The 23,070-nt window shown below is 36.2% G+C and carries 17 protein-coding genes; 9 read left to right on the forward strand and 8 right to left on the reverse strand.

The features are described from left to right. Nucleotides 1–4: 4 nt before the first annotated feature. The 4 genes from C0975_RS08245 to C0975_RS08255 all read left to right on the forward strand — a co-directional run bounded on the left by C0975_RS08245 (nucleotide 5) and on the right by C0975_RS08255 (nucleotide 4,493). Nucleotides 5–457 (forward strand): DIP1984 family protein, encoded by a 453-nt coding sequence (locus C0975_RS08245; protein WP_101775917.1) that lies wholly within the window; start codon nucleotides 5–7, stop codon nucleotides 455–457. 227 nt (nucleotides 458–684) lie between these two features. Continuing rightward, the gene (tpx, locus tag C0975_RS08250) at nucleotides 685–1,182 is read left to right on the forward strand and encodes a thiol peroxidase (protein WP_101775918.1); all 498 of its coding nucleotides are present in this window, start codon (nucleotides 685–687) and stop codon (nucleotides 1,180–1,182) included. Between the two features lie 158 nt (nucleotides 1,183–1,340). Beyond that, complete coding sequence (locus C0975_RS11390; protein WP_167383050.1) at nucleotides 1,341–1,514, forward strand: hypothetical protein; 174 nt, start codon at nucleotides 1,341–1,343, stop codon at nucleotides 1,512–1,514. Nucleotides 1,515–1,628: 114 nt separating this feature from the next. Next, the gene (locus C0975_RS08255; RefSeq protein ID WP_101775919.1) at nucleotides 1,629–4,493 is read left to right on the forward strand and encodes a valine--tRNA ligase; all 2,865 of its coding nucleotides are present in this window, start codon (nucleotides 1,629–1,631) and stop codon (nucleotides 4,491–4,493) included. A 178-nt stretch (nucleotides 4,494–4,671) separates the two neighbouring features. On the opposite strand, the gene C0975_RS08260 is transcribed toward C0975_RS08255, so the two are convergent. Together C0975_RS08260 and prfC are read right to left on the reverse strand one after the other, a co-directional pair. Continuing rightward, a complete protein-coding gene (locus tag C0975_RS08260) occupies nucleotides 4,672–5,151 on the reverse strand; it encodes a Dps family protein (protein WP_101775920.1) in 480 nt (159 codons plus the stop codon). 243 nt (nucleotides 5,152–5,394) lie between these two features. Continuing rightward, entirely contained in the window at nucleotides 5,395–6,984 is a 1,590-nt protein-coding gene (gene prfC, locus C0975_RS08265; protein ID WP_101775921.1) for a peptide chain release factor 3, read from the reverse strand. Between the two features lie 176 nt (nucleotides 6,985–7,160). Between prfC and C0975_RS08270 the strand changes: the two genes are divergently transcribed. The 4 genes from C0975_RS08270 (at nucleotide 7,161) to C0975_RS08285 (ending at nucleotide 11,328) form a co-directional block, all read left to right on the forward strand. Then, the gene (locus tag C0975_RS08270; RefSeq protein WP_101775922.1) at nucleotides 7,161–8,021 is read left to right on the forward strand and encodes a phosphoribosylaminoimidazolesuccinocarboxamide synthase; all 861 of its coding nucleotides are present in this window, start codon (nucleotides 7,161–7,163) and stop codon (nucleotides 8,019–8,021) included. Nucleotides 8,022–8,087: 66 nt separating this feature from the next. Continuing rightward, entirely contained in the window at nucleotides 8,088–8,909 is an 822-nt protein-coding gene (locus C0975_RS08275; RefSeq protein ID WP_101775923.1) for an SDR family oxidoreductase, read from the forward strand. A 94-nt stretch (nucleotides 8,910–9,003) separates the two neighbouring features. Then, nucleotides 9,004–10,344 carry an argininosuccinate synthase gene (argG, locus tag C0975_RS08280; protein ID WP_101775924.1) on the forward strand — a complete coding sequence of 447 codons (1,341 nt, stop codon included), beginning with the start codon at nucleotides 9,004–9,006 and terminating at the stop codon, nucleotides 10,342–10,344. 117 nt (nucleotides 10,345–10,461) lie between these two features. Then, complete coding sequence (locus C0975_RS08285) at nucleotides 10,462–11,328, forward strand: VirK/YbjX family protein (protein WP_101775925.1); 867 nt, start codon at nucleotides 10,462–10,464, stop codon at nucleotides 11,326–11,328. 72 nt (nucleotides 11,329–11,400) lie between these two features. Here C0975_RS08285 and argF read toward each other — a convergent pair whose 3' ends face one another. From argF to C0975_RS08315, 6 genes are all read right to left on the reverse strand, one after another. Further along, on the reverse strand, nucleotides 11,401–12,405 hold the full coding sequence (gene argF / locus C0975_RS08290) for an ornithine carbamoyltransferase (RefSeq protein ID WP_101775926.1): 1,005 nt from the start codon (nucleotides 12,403–12,405) through the stop codon (nucleotides 11,401–11,403). 179 nt (nucleotides 12,406–12,584) lie between these two features. Beyond that, nucleotides 12,585–13,898 carry a putrescine-ornithine antiporter gene (potE, locus tag C0975_RS08295; RefSeq protein WP_101775927.1) on the reverse strand — a complete coding sequence of 438 codons (1,314 nt, stop codon included), beginning with the start codon at nucleotides 13,896–13,898 and terminating at the stop codon, nucleotides 12,585–12,587. Nucleotides 13,899–13,954: 56 nt separating this feature from the next. Continuing rightward, a complete protein-coding gene (gene speF, locus C0975_RS08300; RefSeq protein WP_101775928.1) occupies nucleotides 13,955–16,117 on the reverse strand; it encodes an ornithine decarboxylase SpeF in 2,163 nt (720 codons plus the stop codon). Nucleotides 16,118–16,400: 283 nt separating this feature from the next. Beyond that, complete coding sequence (gene speFL, locus C0975_RS11695) at nucleotides 16,401–16,562, reverse strand: leader peptide SpeFL (protein ID WP_101775929.1); 162 nt, start codon at nucleotides 16,560–16,562, stop codon at nucleotides 16,401–16,403. 302 nt (nucleotides 16,563–16,864) lie between these two features. After that, complete coding sequence (locus C0975_RS08310; RefSeq protein WP_101775930.1) at nucleotides 16,865–19,636, reverse strand: M16 family metallopeptidase; 2,772 nt, start codon at nucleotides 19,634–19,636, stop codon at nucleotides 16,865–16,867. Nucleotides 19,637–19,719: 83 nt separating this feature from the next. Continuing rightward, a complete protein-coding gene (locus C0975_RS08315; protein ID WP_101775931.1) occupies nucleotides 19,720–22,140 on the reverse strand; it encodes a TonB-dependent receptor plug domain-containing protein in 2,421 nt (806 codons plus the stop codon). A gap of 245 nt (nucleotides 22,141–22,385) precedes the next feature. Between C0975_RS08315 and cmk the strand changes: the two genes are divergently transcribed. Next, entirely contained in the window at nucleotides 22,386–23,069 is a 684-nt protein-coding gene (gene cmk / locus C0975_RS08320; protein WP_101775932.1) for a (d)CMP kinase, read from the forward strand. Nucleotide 23,070 lies beyond the last annotated feature (1 nt).

A 23,070-nucleotide genomic window follows, 5' to 3' on the forward strand; every position in this document is an offset into this window, starting at 1 on the left:
AAAGATGAAATTAGCTGAGGCCCTTATGCAACGCGCCGATGCACAGCGTCGTTTAGCACAACTTAATCAGCGTTTGCAGCAAAATGCAAAGTATCAAGAAGGCGAGAAACCTGCAGAAAACCCGATAGAACTGTTGATGGAATATCGCCAAGTTGCAGACAGTTTAGAAAAATTAGTTGTGCAAATTAATCTAGCAAATAATCAGATTACATTATCAAATGGTATGAAAATGGTTGAGGCTCTAGCGAAACGAGATCGTTTGAAAGATGAACATTCTGCTCTTATTAAATTAGCAGAAGCAGCTTTACCAGAACAAGATCGTTATAGCCGTAGTGAAATTAAAATGCTTTCATCTGTTGATATTAAAGTAATCCGTAAACAAGCAGATGATTTAGCAAAACAGCACCGCGAGTTAGATATTTTAGTGCAACAAGCAAATTGGCAGTATGGTCTTTAATTGAGCTTAAAGTGCGGTCAATTTTTTAGGTATTTTATTCAGAAGCGAACACAAAACACACACTATGGGAACGAAGAGCAGTTCATTTTTCTGAACTACTTTTGCTCCGTATAAGTGAATGTGTATAACGCAAATTGTATTGTGACTACCACGTGTTGATCTGAATAAAAGGGTGGGATAGGGGAATTAATCTAAGCAATCAGATTGAATAAATAAAGGAAAAGCGTATGAGTAAAATTACATTAGCAGGCAGCGAGATTGAAGTATCAGGTCGTTTTCCACAATCGCATGAAAATGTTGCTGATTTCACTACAGTCAATGCAAAATTAGAAAACATTACATTATCTAGTTTTGCTGGTAAGCGTAAAGTGCTAAATCTTTTTCCAAGTATTGATACTGGTATTTGTGCGACATCGGTACGTAAGTTTAATGAACAAGCGGCTCATTTAGAAAATACAGTGGTATTATGTCTTTCTGCAGATTTGCCATTTGCACAAGTACGTTTTTGTGGTGCTGAAGGGATTGAAAATGTTATCACATTGTCTACTTTTCGTTATAAAGATGTACATAAACAGTTAGGCGTGGATATTATAGAAGGCCCATTAGCGGGTTTAACCGCGCGTGCAGTGATTGTATTAGATGAAAATAATACTGTATTACACAGTGAATTAGTACCAGAAATTAAGCAAGAACCCAACTATGAAGCGGCTTTAGCTGTTTTATAAGCATGTCTAGTTGTAGTTAATTGAAATATGAAAATACACTTTGAGTAGTTCAATTGATCACATTTGTATTCTTGATGAATATTGACGCGATTAACAACATAGTTACTTGAAGATGAATTAAAAATCATTTTATAAAAAACTAAAACAGGAGTAAGCCTATGGAAATGCGTTTTTCTTGGTTAAAAATTGCGGCACTTGTGGGGGGAAGTTTTTTTACTTTCCAACAAATAGATAGAAGTAATTTTGATCTGCTTTGGTTTAGATTAAAGGCATCTTTAAATCGCTATTTTATTGATTTTATGAAAGAATTTGATTTATTTCTTTTTTGGTAATAGTGGGTCTAGAGATTATATTAATGCTTATTAATAGCACGAGTATTTTATGCTTATGCTTAAAACTAAAAAACGAAATAGTTTAAAGTAAATTTACATACACAGAGAAATATAATGACAAAAAACTTCGAAATGGCAGATCGTTTTACGCCATCTGCAGTTGAACAGACCCGGTATAAACATTGGGAAGAAAGTGGTTATTTTAAACCGTCAGAAGATGCTTCAAAACCAAGTTATTCTATTGCTATCCCACCACCAAACGTAACAGGCAGTTTGCATATGGGGCATGCTTTCCAACAAACGTTGATGGACATTTTGATTCGTTTTAATCGGATGGAAGGACATAATACCTTGTGGCAAACTGGGACAGACCATGCCGGAATTGCAACGCAAATGGTTGTTGAACGCAAAATTGCTGCAGAAGAGGGTAAAACGCGCCACGATTATGGGCGTGAAGCTTTCATTAATAAAATTTGGGATTGGAAAGCTTATTCTGGTGGTACAATTAGCCAACAAATGCGCCGCTTAGGTAATTCAATTGATTGGGAGCGTGAACGTTTTACTATGGATCAAGGTTTATCTGATGCAGTAAAAGAAGTGTTTGTCCGTTTACACGAAGAAGGATTGATTTATCGTGGTAAACGCTTAGTAAATTGGGATCCCAAATTACATACCGCAATTTCTGATCTTGAAGTAGAAAATAAAGAAAGTAAAGGTTCACTTTGGCATTTCCGTTATCCATTAGCCAACGGTGTGAAAACCGCAGATGGTAAAGATTATTTAGTCGTGGCGACTACTCGCCCTGAAACTATGTTGGGAGATACTGCAGTAGCGGTGCATCCAGAAGATGAACGCTATCAATCTTTAATTGGGAAAACTGTAGTATTACCATTAGCTGATCGTGAAATTCCAATCATTGCTGATGAGTATGTTGATCGTGAATTTGGGACTGGTGTAGTAAAAATTACGCCAGCTCATGACTTTAACGACTATGAAGTGGGTAAACGTCATCAACTGCCGATGGTGAATGTGATGACGCTGAATGCAGATATTCGCTCTGAAGCTGAGATCATTGGTTCAGATGGTAAAATTCTTGAGAATTACACCGCACTTATTCCGACTAAATATCAAGGTATGGAACGTTTTGCTGCTCGTAAGCAAATCGTCGCTGATTTTGAAGTACTTGGTTTATTGGATGAGATTAAACCACATGATTTAAAGGTACCTTATGGCGATCGTGGCGGTGTTCCAATTGAACCCATGTTAACTGATCAATGGTATGTGAGCGTAAAACCGCTTGCAGAAGTGGCGATAAAAGCGGTAGAAGAAGGCGAAATTCAATTTGTACCAAAGCAGTATGAGAATTTGTATTTTTCTTGGATGCGTGATATCCAAGATTGGTGTATTTCTCGTCAATTATGGTGGGGACATCGTATTCCAGCTTGGTATGATGAGCAAGGCAATATTTATGTCGCTCGTAGTGAAGAAGAAGCTCGTATAAAACACAATTTACCTGAAGATTTAACCTTAAAACAAGACGAAGATGTGTTAGATACTTGGTTCTCATCAGGTTTATGGACCTTTTCAACGTTAGGCTGGCCAAAACAAACGCTAGATCTAAAAATGTTCCATTCCACAGATGTGCTGATTACGGGGTTTGATATTATTTTCTTCTGGGTTGCACGGATGATCATGTTCACGATGCATTTTGTGAAAGATGAAAATGGCAAACCACAAGTGCCATTTAAAACGGTGTATGTCACTGGCTTGATTCGTGATGAGCAAGGACAAAAAATGTCCAAGTCAAAAGGTAACGTTATCGATCCATTAGACATGATTGATGGTATTGATCTTGAAAGTCTATTAGAGAAGCGCACTGGTAACATGATGCAGCCACAATTGGCGGAAAAAATCAGTAAAGCAACAATTAAAGCTTTCCCTGAGGGCATCGCAGAACATGGAACTGATGCATTACGTTTTACTTTAACTGCTTTAGCTACTAATGGGCGTGATATTAATTGGGATATGAAACGCTTAGAAGGTTATCGTAATTTCTGTAATAAGTTATGGAATGCGAGTCGTTTTGTATTAACGAATGACAAGTTAGATTTAAGCGAAGGTTCAGTAGAATATTCAGTGGCAGATCGTTGGATTCAATCGGAATTTAATCACACTGTTGAAGCATTCCGTAATGCTTTAGCACAATTCCGTTTCGATTTATGTGCAACGGCACTTTATGAGTTCACTTGGAATCAATTCTGTGACTGGTATCTAGAGTTGACTAAACCTGTTTTTGCTAATGGTAGTCCAGCACAAAAACGTGGTGCAAGTCGAACTTTAATTAATGTGCTAGAAAAATTATTACGTTTAGCACATCCAGTGATGCCGTTCATCACAGAAGAAATTTGGCAGAAAGTGAAAGCGTTTGCAGGTGTCACTGGTGATAGCATTATGTTACAAGCATTCCCTATATTTGAGCAAAGCGCGCTAGATTATCAAGCAGAGGCAGAAATTAGCTGGATGAAAGAGGTGATTGTTGCAATACGTAATATTCGCGCTGAGTGTAATATTGCTCCAAGCAAAGGATTAGATCTACTATTACGTAATCTTGCAAAAGCAGATCAAAATTGCTTGGAAAACAACCGCACTTTAATTCAAGCTATGGCGAAGTTAGATGCTATTCGTGTGCTTGAAGCAAACGAAGATGCCCCGCTTTCTGTTGCAAAATTGGTTAACAATATGGAATTACTGGTACCAATGGCAGGATTTATCAATAAAGAAACTGAACTTGCTCGTTTAAATAAAGAAATTGAGAAATACCTTGGTGAAGTTAAGCGTATTGAAAGTAAGTTATCAAATGAGGCTTTTGTTGCTAAAGCACCGCCTGCTGTGATTGAGAAAGAGCGTGAGAAAATGCGTGAGTATCAAGAAGGGCTTGAGAAGCTAAAAGGGCAATATCAAGCGATTGAAAATCTATAATGATTGAAAAATTGCAGCCAGTGTTGAATTGGCTGCAATTTTTTATTTTAATTTTTTCATCTGTTTAGTTAATCTCGCCAAAATTTAGAGTAAGGTTGCTCCTAGCTAATGAAACGAAAATCTTCGTTTTCTGCCATGCCTAATGGAAAAGTGCGGTAAAATAACCGCACTTTTTTGCTTATCCATTGCAACTTTGGTAAGCTGCAGTAAACATCCAAATTAATTTTTCTTGCTCTTTAATATAATCACTCATTTGTGAAGCTGTACCTTCATCATCAGCTTCTCCAGCAATTTCTAAGATTGTACGTTGTTGTTTTAATAACTCTTTAAAACCTTTTAGCGTACCAGTTAAGCATTCTTGTGCGCTACTTACACCAATATGTTCTGCAATAGTTGCGACTTTTAAGTATTGGCTGTAAGCATTGTTTGGTGTATGACCTAAAGTAAGAATACGTTCAGCGATTTCGTCCACTTTAACTACTAAGTCATTGTAAATTTCTTCAAATTTTGCATGTAACTCAAAGAAATTAACGCCTTTAATGTTCCAGTGATAGCCGCGTACATTGGTATAAAAAACCTGATAATTAGCTAATAAATTATTCAGTTCATTAGCTAATTTTTCAGATGAAGTCGCGCATAAACCAATTGCTGTTGTCATAGGTATTTCTCCAATAATCAAAAAATCAAAATTTTATTTAAATAACGATGATAAGTCGTTAAGACAAAGCTCATCAAATGAGCAACATAACTACATGATACGTCTTATTCGCAGAGAACGGAAATTGTTAGTAATAATGACTTTGATAGGTAATATAAATTAATACTTGTTTTTTGAAAGGATATTTTGTACAAAAAGTGCGGCTTAAATTTTAGAAATTTTTTAACCGCACTTTAGCATAACTTAGTGCTCTCTGGTTTTGAAGAACTGTACGTCAGGATAACGTTCTTGCGCAAGATTTAAATTGACCATTGTTGGTGCAATATAAGTGAGGTTATCGCCGCCATCTAGTGCTAGATTTTGTTCATTTTTACGTTTAAATTCTTCAAATTTTTTAGCTTCAGTACATTCAACCCAGCGTGCAGTCGCTACATTGATATTTTCGTAAATAGCTTCCACGTTATATTCCGATTTTAAACGCGAAACAACGACATCAAACTGAAGTACACCGACTGCCCCTACAATCAAATCATTATTCATTAAGGGACGAAATACTTGTACAGCACCTTCCTCTGAAAGCTGGACTAAGCCTTTTAACAACTGCTTTTGTTTAAGCGGATCTTTTAGGCGAATACGGCGGAATAATTCAGGCGCAAAGTTTGGAATTCCAGTGAATTTTAAATCTTCGCCTTGTGTGAATGTATCACCAATTTGAATCGTACCGTGATTGTGTAAGCCAATAATATCACCAGCATAAGCTTCTTCTGCATGAGTACGATCACCTGCCATAAATGTAAGTGCATCAGAAATCACGACATCTTTGCCAATACGTACATGGCGAAGTTTCATACCTTTCTCATATTTACCTGATACTACGCGCATAAATGCGACGCGGTCGCGATGTTTGGGATCCATGTTGGCTTGAATTTTGAAGACAAAGCCAGTGAGCTTTTGTTCTGAGCTTTCAACTGTACGGTTATCTGCTTGGCGTGCTTGTGGTGCAGGTGCCCATTGTGTCAGACCGTCTAGAAAGTGATCTACGCCAAAGTTACCTAATGCAGTACCAAAGAAAACAGGGGTTAACTCACCGTTTAAAAATGCATCAAGATCAAATTCATTTGAGGCACCTTGGACGAGTTCTAATTCATCGCGTAGCTGCTGCGCTAAATCATCACCAACAGCGCAATCGAGTTCTGGATTATTTAAGCCTTGAATTATACGTACTTGTTGAATTGTATGCCCTTGTCCCGTTTGGTATAAATAGGTTTCATCTTTATATAAATGATAAACCCCTTTGAATAATTTACCACAACCTATTGGCCAAGTGATTGGTGCACAATGAATATTAAGTACGCTTTCTACTTCATCAAGTAATTCCATTGGATCGCGAATATCACGGTCTAATTTGTTCATAAAGGTGAGAATTGGTGTATCACGTAAGCGGGTAACTTCCATCAATTTAATAGTACGCTCCTCAACCCCTTTTGCACTATCGATCACCATTAAACAGCTATCTACAGCGGTTAGCGTGCGGTAAGTATCTTCTGAGAAGTCTTCATGTCCCGGAGTGTCTAATAAATTGACCAAACAATCATTATAAGGAAATTGCATGACAGAGGTTGTAATTGAAATACCGCGTTGTTTTTCCATTTCCATCCAGTCGGATTTGGCGTGTACGCTTGAGCCTTTTCCTTTGACAGAGCCTGCTGTTTGAATAGCTTGTCCATAGAGTAGAACTTTTTCTGTGATAGTGGTTTTACCCGCGTCAGGGTGGGAAATAATCGCAAAAGTACGACGTTTATTAACTTGTTGTGGGTAATCGTTTAATGACATTGTTTGTGTATTCATTTATAAGGTTAAAAAATAATGGGCTATTTTCGCTTATTTTGGCGTTGTTCTCAAATTTATTTATACAATCAATAAAAAATGCAAACGTTTGCTTATCTTTCGGAGTAAAGTACGTTACAATATGCCGCAATTTTTATAATACAAAAACAAGGTGCAAACAAATGACACAACTGAGTCTAAACAAAATCTATTCAGGCAAAGTGCGTGATCTGTATGAGATCGATGATAAGCGTATGTTGATGGTTGCAACAGATCGCCTATCGGCATTTGATGTGATTTTAGACGATCCAATTCCACGTAAAGGCGAAATTTTGACACAAATTTCGAATTTTTGGTTTAACAAATTAGCCCATATTATGCCGAATCATTTTACTGGAGAAACAGTATATGATGTGTTACCCAAAGCAGAAGCAGACTTAGTAAAAGATAGAGCAGTAGTCTGTAAGCGTTTGAAGCCAATTAAAATTGAGTCTATTGTACGTGGTTATTTAACTGGTAGCGGTTTAAAAGATTATCAGAAAACGGGTACGATTTGTGGTTTAGCATTGCCGGTAGGACTCGTTGAAGCCAGTAAGTTACCAGAACCTATTTTTACGCCATCAAGTAAAGCGGAAGTAGGTGATCATGATATTAATATTAGTTATGAAGAATGTGAAAATTTAATCGGTACAGAACTTGCTGCACAAGTAAAAGAAAAAGCGATTGCACTTTATCGTGCTGCCGCAGATTACGCATTAACTAAAGGTATTATTATTTGCGATACTAAATTTGAATTTGGTTTAGATGAAAGTGGCACTTTAACTTTAATGGATGAAGTACTTACACCAGATTCAAGCCGTTTTTGGTCAGTCGAGACTTACCAAGAAGGTATTAATCCTCCTTCATTTGATAAACAATTTATTCGAGATTGGTTAGAAAATAGTGGGTGGAATAAAGAGCCTCCGGCACCCAAAGTGCCAGTAGAGGTGATTAAAAAAACTGTTGATAAATACCAAGAAGCATTGGATTTGTTAACGAAATAAGCGGAAAATGAGCTTTCTTCCTTTGGGAAGGAAGCTTTTTTTCAACATGAAAATGCAAGGAGAATTATGAAATCGGTTTCAATAGTGGGATTAGGTTGGTTAGGCTTACCTTTAGCTCGCCATTTGAAAAATTTAGGTTGGGAAGTGAAAGGAAGTAAACGAACTCATGAAGGGGCAGAGCAAATGCGGCTTATCCGCCTTGAGTCTTATCCGTTAGAGCTTACCCCTGAAATTAATGCCGATCCTGATGATTTGACTATGCTGCTGTCAGTAGATTCGTTAGTGATCAATATCCCACCAAGTCAGTACTTTTTTAATCCAAAACATTATGTTTTAGGCATTCAAAATTTAGTCAATGAAGCCTTATTACATGGTATAAGTCATCTTATCTTTATTAGCTCAACATCTGTGTTTCCTGAGATCACTGGACAATTTGATGAGTCTTGTATACCACAACCTCAGTCAGAAATGGCAAAAGCGATTATGGAAGTTGAACAGTGGCTTTTCCAATTAGAAAATATTGATTGCGATATTATCCGCTTTGGTGGTTTAGTTGGTGATGATCGTCATCCAGTCTATTCGCTTGCAGGCAAAGAAATCAGAGCAGGGAATTCACCTGTCAATTTAGTGCATTTTGATGATTGTGCTCGAGCGATTCAATTATTGCTGGAAACACCAAGTTATCAACGCTTATACCATGTGGTTGCGCCTGAACATCCGCGCAAAGCAGAATATTATTCAGCAATGGCGGAGAAGTTAGGCATAGAAGCACCGCACTTCATTTGCTCAGAGAAAGATCCTGTACGCGTCATTCTGTCAGATAAGATTTGTCAAGAAATTGATTTCGTTTATCAATATCCTGATCCTTATTTGATGTTGCCAAAATAGGGAAAAGTGTAGTGGACTTTCTGCTGTGTTTTTGAAATAATAAAGTGATTATTTAATCACTTTTTTTGCGTAATTATTTAAAATAAGGTTTAGTATGTCAAACACAATTTTACAACAACTTCCAAAAGGTCAAAAAGTCGGTATTGCATTTTCTGGTGGGCTAGATACCAGTGCCGCATTATTGTGGATGCGGCAAAAAGGGGCAGTACCTTATGCTTATACTGCAAATTTGGGTCAACCAGATGAAGATGACTATAATGCAATTCCGCGTAAAGCGATGGAATATGGTGCTGAGAATGCACGTTTGATTGATTGCCGTGCACAACTAGTGCATGAAGGTATTGCTGCTATTCAAAGTGGTGCTTTTCATATCTCAACTGGCGGCATTGCCTATTTTAATACCACACCATTAGGTCGTGCTGTAACAGGTACGATGCTAGTTTCTGCAATGCGTGAAGATGATGTGAATATTTGGGGGGATGGTAGTACTTTCAAAGGTAATGATATTGAACGTTTCTATCGTTATGGTTTATTAACTAATCCAAATTTGAAAATTTATAAACCGTGGCTGGATAATCAATTTATTGAAGAATTAGGTGGACGCCATGAGATGTCAGAATTCCTCATTGCCAATGGTTTTGAATATAAAATGTCTGTCGAAAAAGCGTATTCAACAGATTCAAATATGTTGGGTGCAACTCATGAAGCAAAAGATTTAGAGTTTTTGAATACAGGCATTCGTATTGTTAAACCTATTATGGGCGTGGCATTTTGGCGTGATGATGTAGAAGTGAAAGCAGAAGAAGTGACGGTACGTTTTGAAGAAGGGATCCCTGTTGCGCTAAATGGCAAAACCTTTAGTGATCATGTTGAACTTTTCCTTGAAGCAAATCGAATTGGCGGTCGTCATGGTTTAGGTATGTCAGATCAAATTGAAAATCGTATTATCGAAGCGAAGTCACGTGGTATTTATGAAGCACCGGGAATGGCATTATTACATATTGCATATGAGCGTTTAGTGAGTGGTATTCATAATGAAGACACGATTGAGCAATATCGTATTAATGGCTTACGTTTAGGGCGTTTATTGTATCAAGGACGTTGGTTTGACCCACAAGCATTAATGTTACGTGAGACGGCACAGCGTTGGGTTGCTCGAGCGATTACTGGAGAGGTCACTTTGGCGTTACGCCGTGGTAATGATTATTCAATTCTTAATACAGAATCGCCAAATTTAACTTATATGCCAGAACGTTTGAGCATGGAAAAAGTAGAAAATGCACCATTTGATCCAGTTGATCGTATTGGACAGTTGACTATGCGTAATTTAGATATTGTTGATACTCGTGATAAATTAGGCATTTACACGCAAACAGGTTTATTGAGTATTGCAAAAGATTCTTTCTTACCACAGCTAAATAATAAGAAAGGCTAATCTGCAATCTTTTTTAAAACAGACCGCACTTTTATTGCTATCTGGCATTGAAAGTGTGGTTATTTTTTATTAGAATTTGCCCCTACTTTTCTGTTTCCAATCAATTTTGGTGTTGTTATGTCTACTGTATTCTCATTTCCTACATTTGCGCAGATGTATCCTCATGAAAAGCGTTTTTTGAAACGTTTGCGTGAATCTTTACGTTATATAGGAAGAATAACCTTATGTTATCGGCAGGTCAAAATGTTGGAAGCATTCTTAAATCAGCATCCGTTATGGGCAGATCTTTTTAATCAACATTTGTATCGCGTGAATACCTTGTTATATGTTTATTGTGATAAAAATTTTAGTGCACAACAACGTTTAGATGCAATAATACAGCATTTTGTCTTAGCGCAGCAGAAATTAGGTACAATGTTTTGTAAACAATTAATTACACAAAAATCGATTGTGTTGTCCTATTTAACAGAGAATTTAGCATTAAAATTGAATATTAATGATATTGATCCGTTAGAAGGCTTTTTTTCACTAAATATTCAAGATAATGAAACTGGGCAAAGTCTTTATGATGCCTCATTTACTTTTTTGGCGCCGAATCAATTATTAATTGCCTCTATGCAAGGACCGAAAGGTGAAAATGCACAAGATCTTGTGCGTGCTGCAACAAAACAATTACATGGTGTGCGTCCAATGTTTATGTTAGTGAATGCTTTTAAAATATTCGCGCAAACATTGAATTGTGAATTAATTGGGATTCCGCATAAGCAACAAGCAAAATATCGTTGGAATGATTCTGCACGTTTATTATTTAATTATGATGAATTTTGGCAAGAGAATCAGGCACAGTTAGCCCAATATTGGCAGATTCCAACGGAAATAGAACGTAAGCCATTAGAAGAAATTCAGAGTAAAAAACGTTCAATGTATCGAAAACGTTATGATATGTTTGACAAGGTATTATTAGATATACAAAGCGGCTATTAATCATAAACTCTCCAAAAGTGCGGTGCATTTTTGGAGAGTTTCGTTTACCTTATATAAGGTATATGCATTGAGTTAGTTACCTAATGTCGCAACCATGACGGCTTTGATTGTATGTAAACGATTCTCGGCTTCATCAAATACAATAGAGGCCTCTGATTCAAAGACATCATCAGTCACTTCTAAACCATTCATACCATATTTTGCCGCCATTTCTTTTCCAATCGTCGTATTTTCATCATGGAACGCAGGTAAACAGTGCATAAATTTGACTTTTGGATTTCCTGTTTTTTGGAGTAATTCGCGATTAATTTGATAAGGTTTCATTAAATTAATACGCTGTTCCCATGCTTCTTCTGGTTCGCCCATTGAAACCCAAATATCAGTATAAAGGAAGTCTACGTCTTTAACGCCTTCTTCTACATTTTCTGTACAAGTAATGCGAGCACCTGTTTTTTGCACAATTTCAGCGACCTCATCAAGTAGTTTTTGTTCTGGCCAATAGGCTTTTGGTGCAACAAGACGTAAGTCAACCCCCATTAATGCAGCACCTTCTACAAAAGAATTTCCCATATTATTTCTGGCATCGCCTAAATATGCCATTTTCATCTGATTTAGGCGTTTTCCTTCGCCATGCTCCTGCATAGTAAGAAAATCAGCAAGGATTTGTGTCGGATGAAAATCATCAGTAAGCCCATTCCAAACAGGTACACCAGAATAATTTGCAAGCGTTTCAACGAGTTCTTGACCATATCCTCGATATTGAATGCCATCGTACATTCTACCTAATACTCTGGCGGTATCTTTCATTGATTCTTTGTGGCCGATTTGAGAACTGCTCGGCCCAATATAAGTGACATTTGCTCCTTGGTCATAAGCTGCAACTTCAAAAGCGCAACGTGTACGAGTAGAGGTTTTTTCAAAAATCAATGCAATATTTTTTCCTTTTAGACGAGGTTGTTCTGTTCCTGTGTATTTTGCCTTTTTTAAATTTGTAGAAAGTTCGAGTAGGAATTGAATTTCTGCTGGGGTGAAATCCATTAAACGTAAGAAATGGCGGTTACGTAAATTGACTGGCATATATTCTCCTAAATTTGAATTGATTGATGATGGGATTTTAAGCAAACGTTTGCGCGGCAAGATTATACTCTAATTTTGTGAAAAGACTAAGCAGAAATTTAGTGGATAAAAGAGAAAGTGACTGGGATAAAAAGTGCGATTTAATAAAAATAAATCGCACCATAACAAATAGGATCTAATTACGCTTTTGTTTTCATATCAAATTTATAGGATACGAAACCATATAATGTCCAACCAATGAAAGTTGCAATAGAGCCGTATAACATTGCCTGTTCGCCAGCAGCATAGAGCGCATATAGGCTATAAACAGAACCAATAAATGCGACAATAGTTGTTACTTTAGCTTTATTCTCAGGTACTTTTTCTACTTTTTGTAACACGATTAAAGCTGCCATTGATAATAAATATGGAATGACATTAGTGACAACGGCTAAATCAACCAGTACATTAAATTGTTTATTTAATGATGGGCTTATGGTCATTAATGAAAGTAGGCTTTGAATCGCTGTAATAGTTATCATACCGACAATTGGAGCATCTTTACTAGTAACTTTTTTGAAGAAAGCAGGGAAATAGCCTTCTTCAGCGGAGCTTTTAAACACTTGTGCAATCGTGAATTGCCAGCCTAAAAGCGAACCAAAGCAAGACATCACCATCAATCCCATGACAATTTTACCTGTCGTTTCTTCAAACATATGTGCGAATGCTAGTCCAAATGGCGCAGTCGAATTTGCAAGTTCCATATTAGGCACGATACCTGCAATGACATTCGTTGATACAATATAAATAACCGCAGCACCTAATGTGCCTCCTAATACTGCAATGGGTACATTACGTTCAGGATTTTCAACAACATCAGTATTGGCGCAAGCTGACTCTAAGCCTAAGAATGCCCATAATGTCATTGAAATAGAAACACCAATAGCTTCAAAAGTAGGAACATTGTGTGGATTCCAAGAATTGACATACATTTCACCATCAAACCAATACCAACCAATAAAGCAGAGACCTACGACAGGAATAATAACACCCCAAATAGTAAATGAACTGATATTCCCAGTGATTCTTGCCCCACCAAAGTTTAATACTGTTGCTAACCATAACGTAATAATTGTCCATCCAGCGATAGCAACTGGAGAAAGTGTAACTTCAAGTAATTCTGAACCGTAGCCAACGGCAGATATTGCAATCGCCGTATTGGCAATGATGAGTGATACACCATAAGTATAGTTTGCCATGAAGTTTCCAGCTTTACCGAAAGAATACTCTGCATAACCGCCCATACCCCCAGATTTTTTGCTGAACATACCACATTGTGCGAATGCATAGGCAAGTGCAGTGGAACCCACTGCTGTGACTAACCAAGAGACAATAGAAATGGTACCAATTTCAGCGAGCTTAGTTGGTAACATGATAATGCCGGAACCCATCATATTTACCATAGTAAGAATAGTGAGTTGAACGACACCAATTTTATTATTTTTTGCACTCATAATTTTGTCCTCACAAAAGTGCGGTAAGTTTGTACCGCACTTTTTTAGTTAATGATTTAATTTTCGGTTAATACGTATCCATAAGCACGGGTACGTCCATCAAGATCTTTTTGTAAATAAACGCCTTGAATTTCTGGTGCAAAGCCTGGCAATACATTGATACCTTCTTCTAACGCAAGGAAGTATTCTTGTGCAGTCTTACTCCATCTTTCGCCTGGTACAACGCAAAGCACGCCTGGCGGATATGGTAAAGCACCTTCTGCCGCGATCCGATTAACGATTTCTGTTAATGGCACAAGTTCTACTTTATTACGTACGAATTCAATATTGGCTTGATGTGGATTCATGACATATTCAGGCAGTGTCGCTTTTCTGAATAAATTGCGTTGTAACGTTTTGACATTACGACTCACATAGAGGTCGTGCATTTCTTGGCATAGACGTTTAATCGTATAGCCTGCATAGCGTTCTTCATTGTTTTTATAAACAGTTGGTAAAACGTCTTTTAACAATGAGTCTTTTTTGATGTGCTGTTCAAATGCAGCGATTTGTGCAACTAATGTTTGCATTTTAGTCAGCGTTTCTGCTGGTGTTAGTAAAAAAAGAATAGAATTTAAGTCACATTTTTCAGGAATGATGCCATTTTCGCGTAAATAGTTAGCTAAAATCGTGGCTGGTATACCAAATTTTTCATATTCGCCAGTTTCGATATCAATTCCTGGTGTCGTTAACATAAATTTGCAAGGATCAACAAAATATTGATTATCTACATAACCTTCAAATTTATGCCATTTATCTTCAGCATGGAATTTGAAAAACTCTAAACTATTAGCCATTTCTTCTGTGTCATAATCTTGCCATTTTTTACCTTTCACATATGGTGGAATGAATGGCTTAATCAGATCACAGCTATTTAATACCATTTTACGCGCTTCAATACCGACTTTTACACAATCATGCCATAAACGGATACCAGCAGGCGTACCTTGAATTTTGGCGTTTACATCTAGAGTGGCAAATAGCGGATAAAATGGGCTAGTTGATGCATGTAACATAAAGGCATTATTAAAATGTTTATGATTACAGTAACGATCTTGTCCTTTGATATGTTTATCTTTTTTGTGAATTTGAGAGGCTTGTGAGAAACCGGCCTGTTGTTTATGAACAGATTGGGTGACGAAAATACCCGGATCGTTTTCATTTAATTCTAATAATAATGGTGTGCAATCTCTCATCATTGGAATAAACTGCTCATAACCTACCCAAGCTGAATCAAATAAAATGTAATCACATAAATGACCAATTTTATCGACGACTTGGCGAGCATTATAAATAGTACCGTCATAAGTGCCGAGTTGAATCACTGCAAGGCGGAATGGACGTTGCTGATTTAATTTTTCTGGAGCAACTTCTTTGATTAAAGATTTTAAATAGTCTTCATCAAAACAATGATTATCAATACCGCCGATAAAGCCAAATGGGTTACGTGCGGTTTCTAAGTAAATTGGCGTAGCACCCGCTTGAATTAATGCGCCATGATGGATTGACTTGTGATTATTACGATCAAACAGTACAAGATCGCCTGGAGTAAGTAGTGCATTAGTAACGACTTTATTGGCAGAAGAGGTCCCATTTAGTACGAAGTATGTTTTATCTGCATTAAATACTTGTGCCGCATGTTTTTGTGCATCACAGGCTGCACCTTCATGGATGAGTAAATCGCCTAATTTTACGTCAGCATTACAAATATCTGAGCGGAAAATATTTTCACCGTAAAAGTCATATAAATATCGCCCAGCAGGATGTTTGCGGAAGTACTGACCACCTTGGTGTCCAGGACAATCGAAAGCTGAATTACCCATTTCGACATACTCGCTCAACATTTTGAAGAATGGGGGTAATACTTTTTCTTCGTAGAGGTGCGCCGCTGTTTCAATTTGGCGACTATACAAATTAATATCATAATTGTTCAAATCTTGAACGTGATAAACTTTATCGAAGAATTTCGGGTCTAGGAATTGTCCTTCTTTAACAGCAACAAAGACAGGAATATTAAATTCTGTTGCCTGTATGTTATCAATATAATCTTCAATATCTTCAGCACTAAGTATTATAGCGCCTATATCAGTAAAATCCGTTTCTTGAACAGAAACTAACGCTCTTGTTGTATTAAAGTAAGGTCGAATTAATGGACTATATGCAATTTTTAAATTTAACATAAATGACTCCTTTTTTATTTAAGTAATAAAATTCCTTCCACTATTATTAAATAATGGATAAGAATTGAACTTAATATTTTAATTAATCTTATTTTTATTTATTCATATTTCATGCATAAAAATAGATTAAGTAATATATTAGGTTTTTTGAATGAGATCGGCTAAATTAAATACAGAAACAATGCATAAGAGAATAAAAATTATATTTCTAAATGTATTGTTGTATTTAACAATAGCGAACTGCCTGTACTAAAGAGTACAGGCGTACTTACAGAAAGCACGCTTAATCAGCGTGATTAGATGAAGATATTTGAGAATTGAAGATAGAATAAGAAAAACAAGAACGATGCGACGGCATCATAATATGTCTTGTTCTACGAATATGTGCCATAATAGAACGCCCTTTGTCGGGGTGGTATTCTTTGTAATAGTCATGTATTAGCATAAAACTCTCCAAGTGTATTTATTTAACATTAGATTGCCTTACTTTATTGATTGTCTAATTTCTCTCATTCTTATTATTTTTGCAAGTTAAATTTATTCATTTGTGATATTTATCACATTTTTTATTCTTGTTTTAACGAAGTATTAATTTTATTAACAATTTTTTAATTTTGTTTTTGATTAAATTATTTATTTTTTAGATTTAATGATTGGGGTGAAATATTTTTTTATTTTCTAAAAAAATACTCCTTTACATAATGTATGTAAAGGAGTAAATGCATTAAAATAGAATCTTAACTTTCATTAAGGTTTTAACGTCGCTTGGAAACGTGCAGATGGATGTAAGATCTTTTGTGCGATATTATCAATTTTAGCTTTATGTGAAAGCTGTTCTAATTGTTGATAAAGATAGATTCCTTCCGTACTATTCGTGTGCCAAAAACTTTGTTCAATAATTGCGGCAACTGAAACTAAAGAGTCAAATTGTTGCTTAATTTGTGTGTGCTTCTCATTCACTTTCTTTTGTAATAATGATGATTCGACACCATGGCGCATAACCTCATCTAAGATTTGGTGAGTTTGAGCAGTAAGTTCTTGTACCCGTTCTGGCGCACAACTAAACTCAATTTTTCCCTCTAAATAAGCTTGCTCTTTATCTTGCCCAAACCAGCTATTTACAGCATAAATGCCAGAGGATTGTTCGCGTAAGGCAAGACGAAGTTTTTCTTGCAAAATATCACCTAATAAATCTAATTGATATTGCAATTCAGGTTGCCATTGGTTTTGAGCGCTGAGATAAATTTCGACTTCTGCACGAGGTTCCTCTAAGCCACGCATCACAAAGGGTTTACTCGGTGTGTTTGGCGAAACATCATAAGCTTGGCGCACTTGAGTATTCACAGGGATAGAAGCTAAGTATTTTTTAGCCAATGTTTCTGCTTGTTTCTGACTAATATCACCAATAATAAAGTAAGTAAAATCAGTTTTTCCTAGCACTGCCTGACGATAGAATTCTGTGAGTTGCTGTGCTGAAAAGGACAATAATTCTTTACGGTTTGGACTGTAAACGGTCGTAATATTGGGATAACGTAATGCAGAAACGTTTTGTATAAACCCCGTTTCTTTGTCTACTTGGCGGAAGTAATCTATTGTTTCTTTCTTATAGCGTTCAAGGGCTTGTTCAGATACTGCTGTGCCTTGTAGTTTTAATCGAAACAATTTCAATAAATCATCAAGCTGATCTGTTTTTCCTACTGCTGTAAATCCTTGTTTGTAATCATCTACAATTGTTGCTAAGGCAATTGGGCTTTGACTAAATAATTGGTTAATATCAGAGAGTGTTAGACTACCTACACCAGAATCGTCAGTTAAAGTGACCGCAGTTTTGAATAGATGGTAGTCTTTAGGTGCAACAGAGCGTAATCCTCCACTTGTAATCGCTTTAAAATAGACTTGGTTCGGGGTTTTATCGCTGTAGTGATAAATCAATTTGCTGCCATTCGCTAATTGATATTCTGTAATATCACCTTTTTGCCAATATTTCTGTTTTTTGACTTCACCACTTGCGATATCTATTACTGGCATTTCTACTTTTTGTTTTTGTTGTGTCCAGCTATGTTGTGGTGTGGTAATGGTTTGTTGCCACATTTTTTCGACATCACTTTGTTTTAGCGACAATGTTGTTGCTGGATAAGGCTGAGTGATTAACAGTAATTTCGCTTTGATATCTAATAATTGTTTAAAGTGTTGATTAATATCATTTAGCGTAATTTCTTTTAAAAAGCGTTGATTAAGACGATAACGATCTTCAATGCTAATAACGATTTGATTATTCGCGGCCGATACAATGAGATCATCTGCAATTTTTAAACTACCTGATTTGATCGTCCGTTGTTTTTCATTGAGTTTAACTAAACGAGAGATTTCTTGCTGGAATTCTTGCTCAGAGAAACCATGCTGCTTAATCTCGGCGATAAATGAAAATAAGGATTGTGTTACTTTTTGATAGTCAGTATCAAATAATTGTAATAAGAAAATGTTTTGTAAGGTTTCTTTACCTAAATGTGTACGGTAGAAATTGGCGGATTCTATTTTTTGATTTTCTACTTGTTCCCATGTTTGTAAACGTAAGTTAGTCAAACGAATTAGAATTTGTTGAATTAAGTCTTGTTTATAGGACGCAAGTGTATTTTTTTCTTTGAATTCTTCAAAAAAACTGAATTCAATTGTGGGAATGTTTGTGCCTTTTTCTGAAATACTGGCAAGGCGCCACTGATTTACTAATGGAATAGAAAAATCAATTTTCTGTAATGGTGTTCTACTGATTGGATTAGCAATATTCAGTTGCTCTTTTAATTGTGTTGTGACTTCTTGTGGGTTAATATCACCAACAATAATGACAGACATATTATCTGGACGATACCATTTATGATAAAAATTGGCGACACGTTGTCTGGAGATATTGCGGATAATATTCATATCGCCAATTGGATCACGTAAAACATAACGAGAGCCAGCCATTTCGACAGCACTTTTTTTATCACCCAAACGTAGCATCGGGCTTAAACGACGGCGCCATTCTTCCTGCACAATACCACGTTCATTATCTAAATCTTTTTGCAAGATAGTTAAATTGTGCATCCATTCATTTAACACATCGAAAGCTAATACAAGACTTTGATTGTCATTTTTATCTAAATTCAAAGTATAAACAGTATTCTCAAAATCAGTGAACGCATTGATATCACGGGCAAATTTCATGCCTAATTTTTCAAGCGCATTAATAATTTGATTCTCGGGGAATTTTTTTGAACCATTAAATGCCATATGCTCAACTAAATGGGCAATGCCTTTTTGGTCATCATCTTCATGCATAGAACCTGCATTTACCACGAGGCGAATATAAACTCGCTTAGCAGGCTCAGTATTTTGCATGACATAATAGGTTAAACCATTTTCTAGTTTGCCATGTTGAACATTGCGATCAAAAGGCAGCTGTTCAGAATGAGTTTGAGTTGTAGAGTGACAAGCAAATAGAAACAAAAATGCACTTAAAAGTGCGGTCAGTTTTTTCATTATTTTTTTACCTAGTATAGGATCAACAAAATCTACGTATTATTAACATAACACGTAGATTCTTTTAGTTAGACAATGATTAATTAAAATTCATAACCCACTTCAAGCCAGAACTCACGACCTGGGGTGTAGATGCTATATTCAGATGTACTCGAAATTGAAACAGAGCGAATTTTTCGTGTTTGATTTAAGACATTCAGAATATCAGCTTGAACATAGACATTATGTTTTCCCGCAAAGTTAGGTTGCCAGCGGATGCTTGAGTCCCATTGTGTATGTGTGCCGTAGTCAAAAGTACGGAAACGCGGAATACCATCGGGATGGTTTATATCAAGTTCATCATACCCTTTAATCGGTGCTTTAATATACACTTTATTTGACCAAGTTAAATCCCAATTAGGCATAGCCATATCAAGACCTAAACGAGCGATCCAATCTTCTGTATTAGAATTCACTTTTTGTTGCATGGTTTTACGATCCATTAAACGACCATCTAAATAAACGGGATCATTCGGGTTGAGTGAATTCGCTAAGTCAGCTCGTTTTGTTTTTAACCAATCGAATCCAAGTGACGCATTCCAGTAAGTTTTACCTAATTGCCAAGGTTCAATATTATTGATTTGGATAGTGTGAATATCTACTTTATAATTATTTGCGTTACTATAATATTTCGCATATTCAGGACGACCGATCTTATTGATTTGTTTACGTTTTAAGATTATGCGATTTTTATTTTCACGGTGGATATAGCCTAATTTAAATAACAAGTTACGATATTCTTGTTCAAAGCTTAGGCTCAATTCGTCTGCATAAGGCGTTTTTAAACGACCAGATAATTGGAAATCACGAATATTAGTCGTATCTCGATTAATTTTTAAAATTTCATTAGTCAATTTCAGTGACGCAAAAGAACGTCCATAATAGCGGTTTAAACCTAAACTTAAACGCGTTTCCTCTAGTGGTTTAAATCTTACAACAAAACGGGGAGCAATATTATTATTTTTTAAATAATCATCACGCTCAAATCGAATACCTGGGCGTAATTCAAGTTTTTTCCAGCTAATTAAGTCTTCAGCATATAAAGCAACATTCTGGTAACGCGTTTTTGCACTCCCTTTTGGTGTCACACTAGTTGAGAACCAAAGAATATCAGGCTTTCCTAATTCTGCTTGACCTATTCTAGAATAGACATCTTTAGGGCGATAGAATTTATATCGCGTAAATTGATAAATTCCGCCTAATGAAATAGAGTGTGTGAATGGGCCTAAATCAAATGGTTCGAAGGCATATTCAGTAGAATAATGGAGATTCTGTTGTGTTAGTTGACTATCCCCATAGCCCCCTTTTTCATAATCATATAATACATCGTAGTTCTGATCCATCACACTTACTATATCTACATGATTAGAACTGGAATGGCGTTTATCTTTAAAATGATCATAGGCTAACGTATTTGTCCAAACACCTGAATTAAACGTACGAATCCAAGCTAATGTTGTACCAAATGCTTTATGATAGTCAGAGACGTTACTATTCAAGTTTGTTTGAGAATATTTTTCTTCACGATAATTTGAATAACGAGTACTCAGCTCTAAACGATTATTATCGTTAATTGTCCAGTTAAAATTTAAAAGAGCATTATCAGAATCACGAGTATGTGCTTGTTGGTGTAATTGTGCTTCCGTAGAGAAGCCAATGAGACGATATTGATCAATACGTGAGGTACGGCGACTTAATCCAAATACTAATCCTAAGTTGTCCGTCAATCCTTTTTCAGTAACAAGACTAAAGTTATGTTTTGCGTACTTAGGTTGTAAATCAGTTGCACCATCTAATCCTGGTCTGACTTTATTTAACACTTTTTTTGAGTCGCCATGTTCTACAAATTTTCCCCATGAGGAATTGGTTGTACGATATTTTAATTTAATACCATCTTTACCACTGTATTGTTTTGTTTTAGCAATGACAGCGCCACCAGTAAATCCGCCAAGGCTAGCAGAAACATTACTGTCTTGTACTTCAACTTTAGATAACATATTCGCATCAAAGAAATAAGCTTGTGTATGTGAAATACCAGGTAAAGTTTGCATTGCCCCATCAAATAATTCACTTTCAATTGTTAAATCATTATTGACGTTAACATTATCTACAAAGTAAGCAGTTTGATTAGCATCTGCTCCATTAATTGAAATATTTTCTGGTTTAATTTCGCCACGCTGTAATCCATTTTGATCGCTATTTTCATAACGCACATGCGGATTCGAGCGTAAATAATCAGTAATATTGCCATTAGTGACAGGTATTTTTTTCATGTCATCCTGAGTCACACTTTGTGTTGATGTCATTGATTTATTTTGATCACCATACACAACGATTTCAGTTAGCATATTGCTTTTTTCTTGATTCTCTTCTTTTGCATCCGTTTTTGCATAAACAGGTGTGATAGCGGCACAGACCAAAATTGCAATAAGCCCTTTCTTAAATGTTTTTAATTGAGGTTCCATTTTTTTTCTTCTCTTTTTTTATTTGCTAAAATTGATAACAATTATCAATTCTATTTTTATTTTGGCTTTTTTGTAAAGAGAAAAATGAATAAAAATGTAACAAATTGATCAAAAATTCTTCTTTGACAAAATTTTTAAAAAATTGACCGCACTTTATGCTTGTAAAACAATGAAAAGTCTTCTGCGCTATTTGTGGATTATGATATGCTTTGGCACAATTTTTAGATGAAAAAAGAGTATTTTATATGCAAAAAAATATTGTGATTACAGTGGATGGTCCAAGTGGTGCTGGTAAGGGTACGCTATGTTATGCATTGGCAGAGAAGTTGGGCTTTGCGCTGTTAGATAGTGGGGCAATTTATCGTGTTACGGCACTGGCTGCGTTGAAAAAGAGAGTGGTATTAGATAGTGAAAATACTTTAGCTGAATTAGCGAGAAAACTGGATGTTCAGTTCTTACCACAGGATGGTGAAGTAAAAATTATTTTGAATGATGAAAATGTGAGTGCTCAAATTCGTACTCAAGAAGTGGCTGAAGCAGCTTCTAAAATTGCCGTTTTCCCCCAAGTGCGAGCAGCGCTGCTACAACTTCAACAGGATTTTTCTACTGCAAAAGGGCTAATCGCAGATGGACGTGATATGGGGACCGTTGTTTTTCCACAAGCGCAAGTAAAACTGTTTTTAGATGCAAGTGCAGAAGAAAGGGCAAAAAGACGTTATAAACAGTTGCAAAATAAAGGGATTAGTGGTAACTTTGACCAGATTTTAGCCGAGATAAAAGAGCGTGACTTTCGAGATAGAAATCGCGCGGTTGCGCCCCTCAAACCTGCTGAAGATGCTTTATTGTTGGACAGCACAACATTAACGATTGATGAAGTTATTCAACAAGCCTTAAATTATATTCAGCAACGTCTTGATATTAAAGCTTAAA

Source organism: Pasteurella oralis (genome assembly GCF_002850605.1).
In the GTDB taxonomy this organism is placed as follows: domain Bacteria; phylum Pseudomonadota; class Gammaproteobacteria; order Enterobacterales; family Pasteurellaceae; genus Pasteurella; species Pasteurella oralis.

Excerpts from the sequence above, each read along its gene's own strand:
- C0975_RS08310 (WP_101775930.1), bottom strand. The coding sequence starts at position 19,636 with ATGAAAAAACTGACCGCACTTTTAAGTGCATTTTTGTTTCTATTTGCT.
- speFL (WP_101775929.1), bottom strand. The coding sequence starts at position 16,562 with ATGCTAATACATGACTATTACAAAGAATACCACCCCGACAAAGGGCGT.
- C0975_RS08255 (WP_101775919.1), top strand. The coding sequence starts at position 1,629 with ATGACAAAAAACTTCGAAATGGCAGATCGTTTTACGCCATCTGCAGTT.
- tpx (WP_101775918.1), top strand. The coding sequence starts at position 685 with ATGAGTAAAATTACATTAGCAGGCAGCGAGATTGAAGTATCAGGTCGT.
- argF (WP_101775926.1), bottom strand. The coding sequence starts at position 12,405 with ATGCCAGTCAATTTACGTAACCGCCATTTCTTACGTTTAATGGATTTC.
- potE (WP_101775927.1), bottom strand. The coding sequence starts at position 13,898 with ATGAGTGCAAAAAATAATAAAATTGGTGTCGTTCAACTCACTATTCTT.
- C0975_RS08260 (WP_101775920.1), bottom strand. The coding sequence starts at position 5,151 with ATGACAACAGCAATTGGTTTATGCGCGACTTCATCTGAAAAATTAGCT.
- C0975_RS08275 (WP_101775923.1), top strand. The coding sequence starts at position 8,088 with ATGAAATCGGTTTCAATAGTGGGATTAGGTTGGTTAGGCTTACCTTTA.
- C0975_RS08285 (WP_101775925.1), top strand. The coding sequence starts at position 10,462 with ATGTCTACTGTATTCTCATTTCCTACATTTGCGCAGATGTATCCTCAT.
- prfC (WP_101775921.1), bottom strand. The coding sequence starts at position 6,984 with ATGTCATTAAACGATTACCCACAACAAGTTAATAAACGTCGTACTTTT.
- speF (WP_101775928.1), bottom strand. The coding sequence starts at position 16,117 with ATGTTAAATTTAAAAATTGCATATAGTCCATTAATTCGACCTTACTTT.
- argG (WP_101775924.1), top strand. The coding sequence starts at position 9,004 with ATGTCAAACACAATTTTACAACAACTTCCAAAAGGTCAAAAAGTCGGT.
- cmk (WP_101775932.1), top strand. The coding sequence starts at position 22,386 with ATGCAAAAAAATATTGTGATTACAGTGGATGGTCCAAGTGGTGCTGGT.
- C0975_RS08315 (WP_101775931.1), bottom strand. The coding sequence starts at position 22,140 with ATGGAACCTCAATTAAAAACATTTAAGAAAGGGCTTATTGCAATTTTG.
- C0975_RS11390 (WP_167383050.1), top strand. The coding sequence starts at position 1,341 with ATGGAAATGCGTTTTTCTTGGTTAAAAATTGCGGCACTTGTGGGGGGA.
- C0975_RS08270 (WP_101775922.1), top strand. The coding sequence starts at position 7,161 with ATGACACAACTGAGTCTAAACAAAATCTATTCAGGCAAAGTGCGTGAT.
- C0975_RS08245 (WP_101775917.1), top strand. The coding sequence starts at position 5 with ATGAAATTAGCTGAGGCCCTTATGCAACGCGCCGATGCACAGCGTCGT.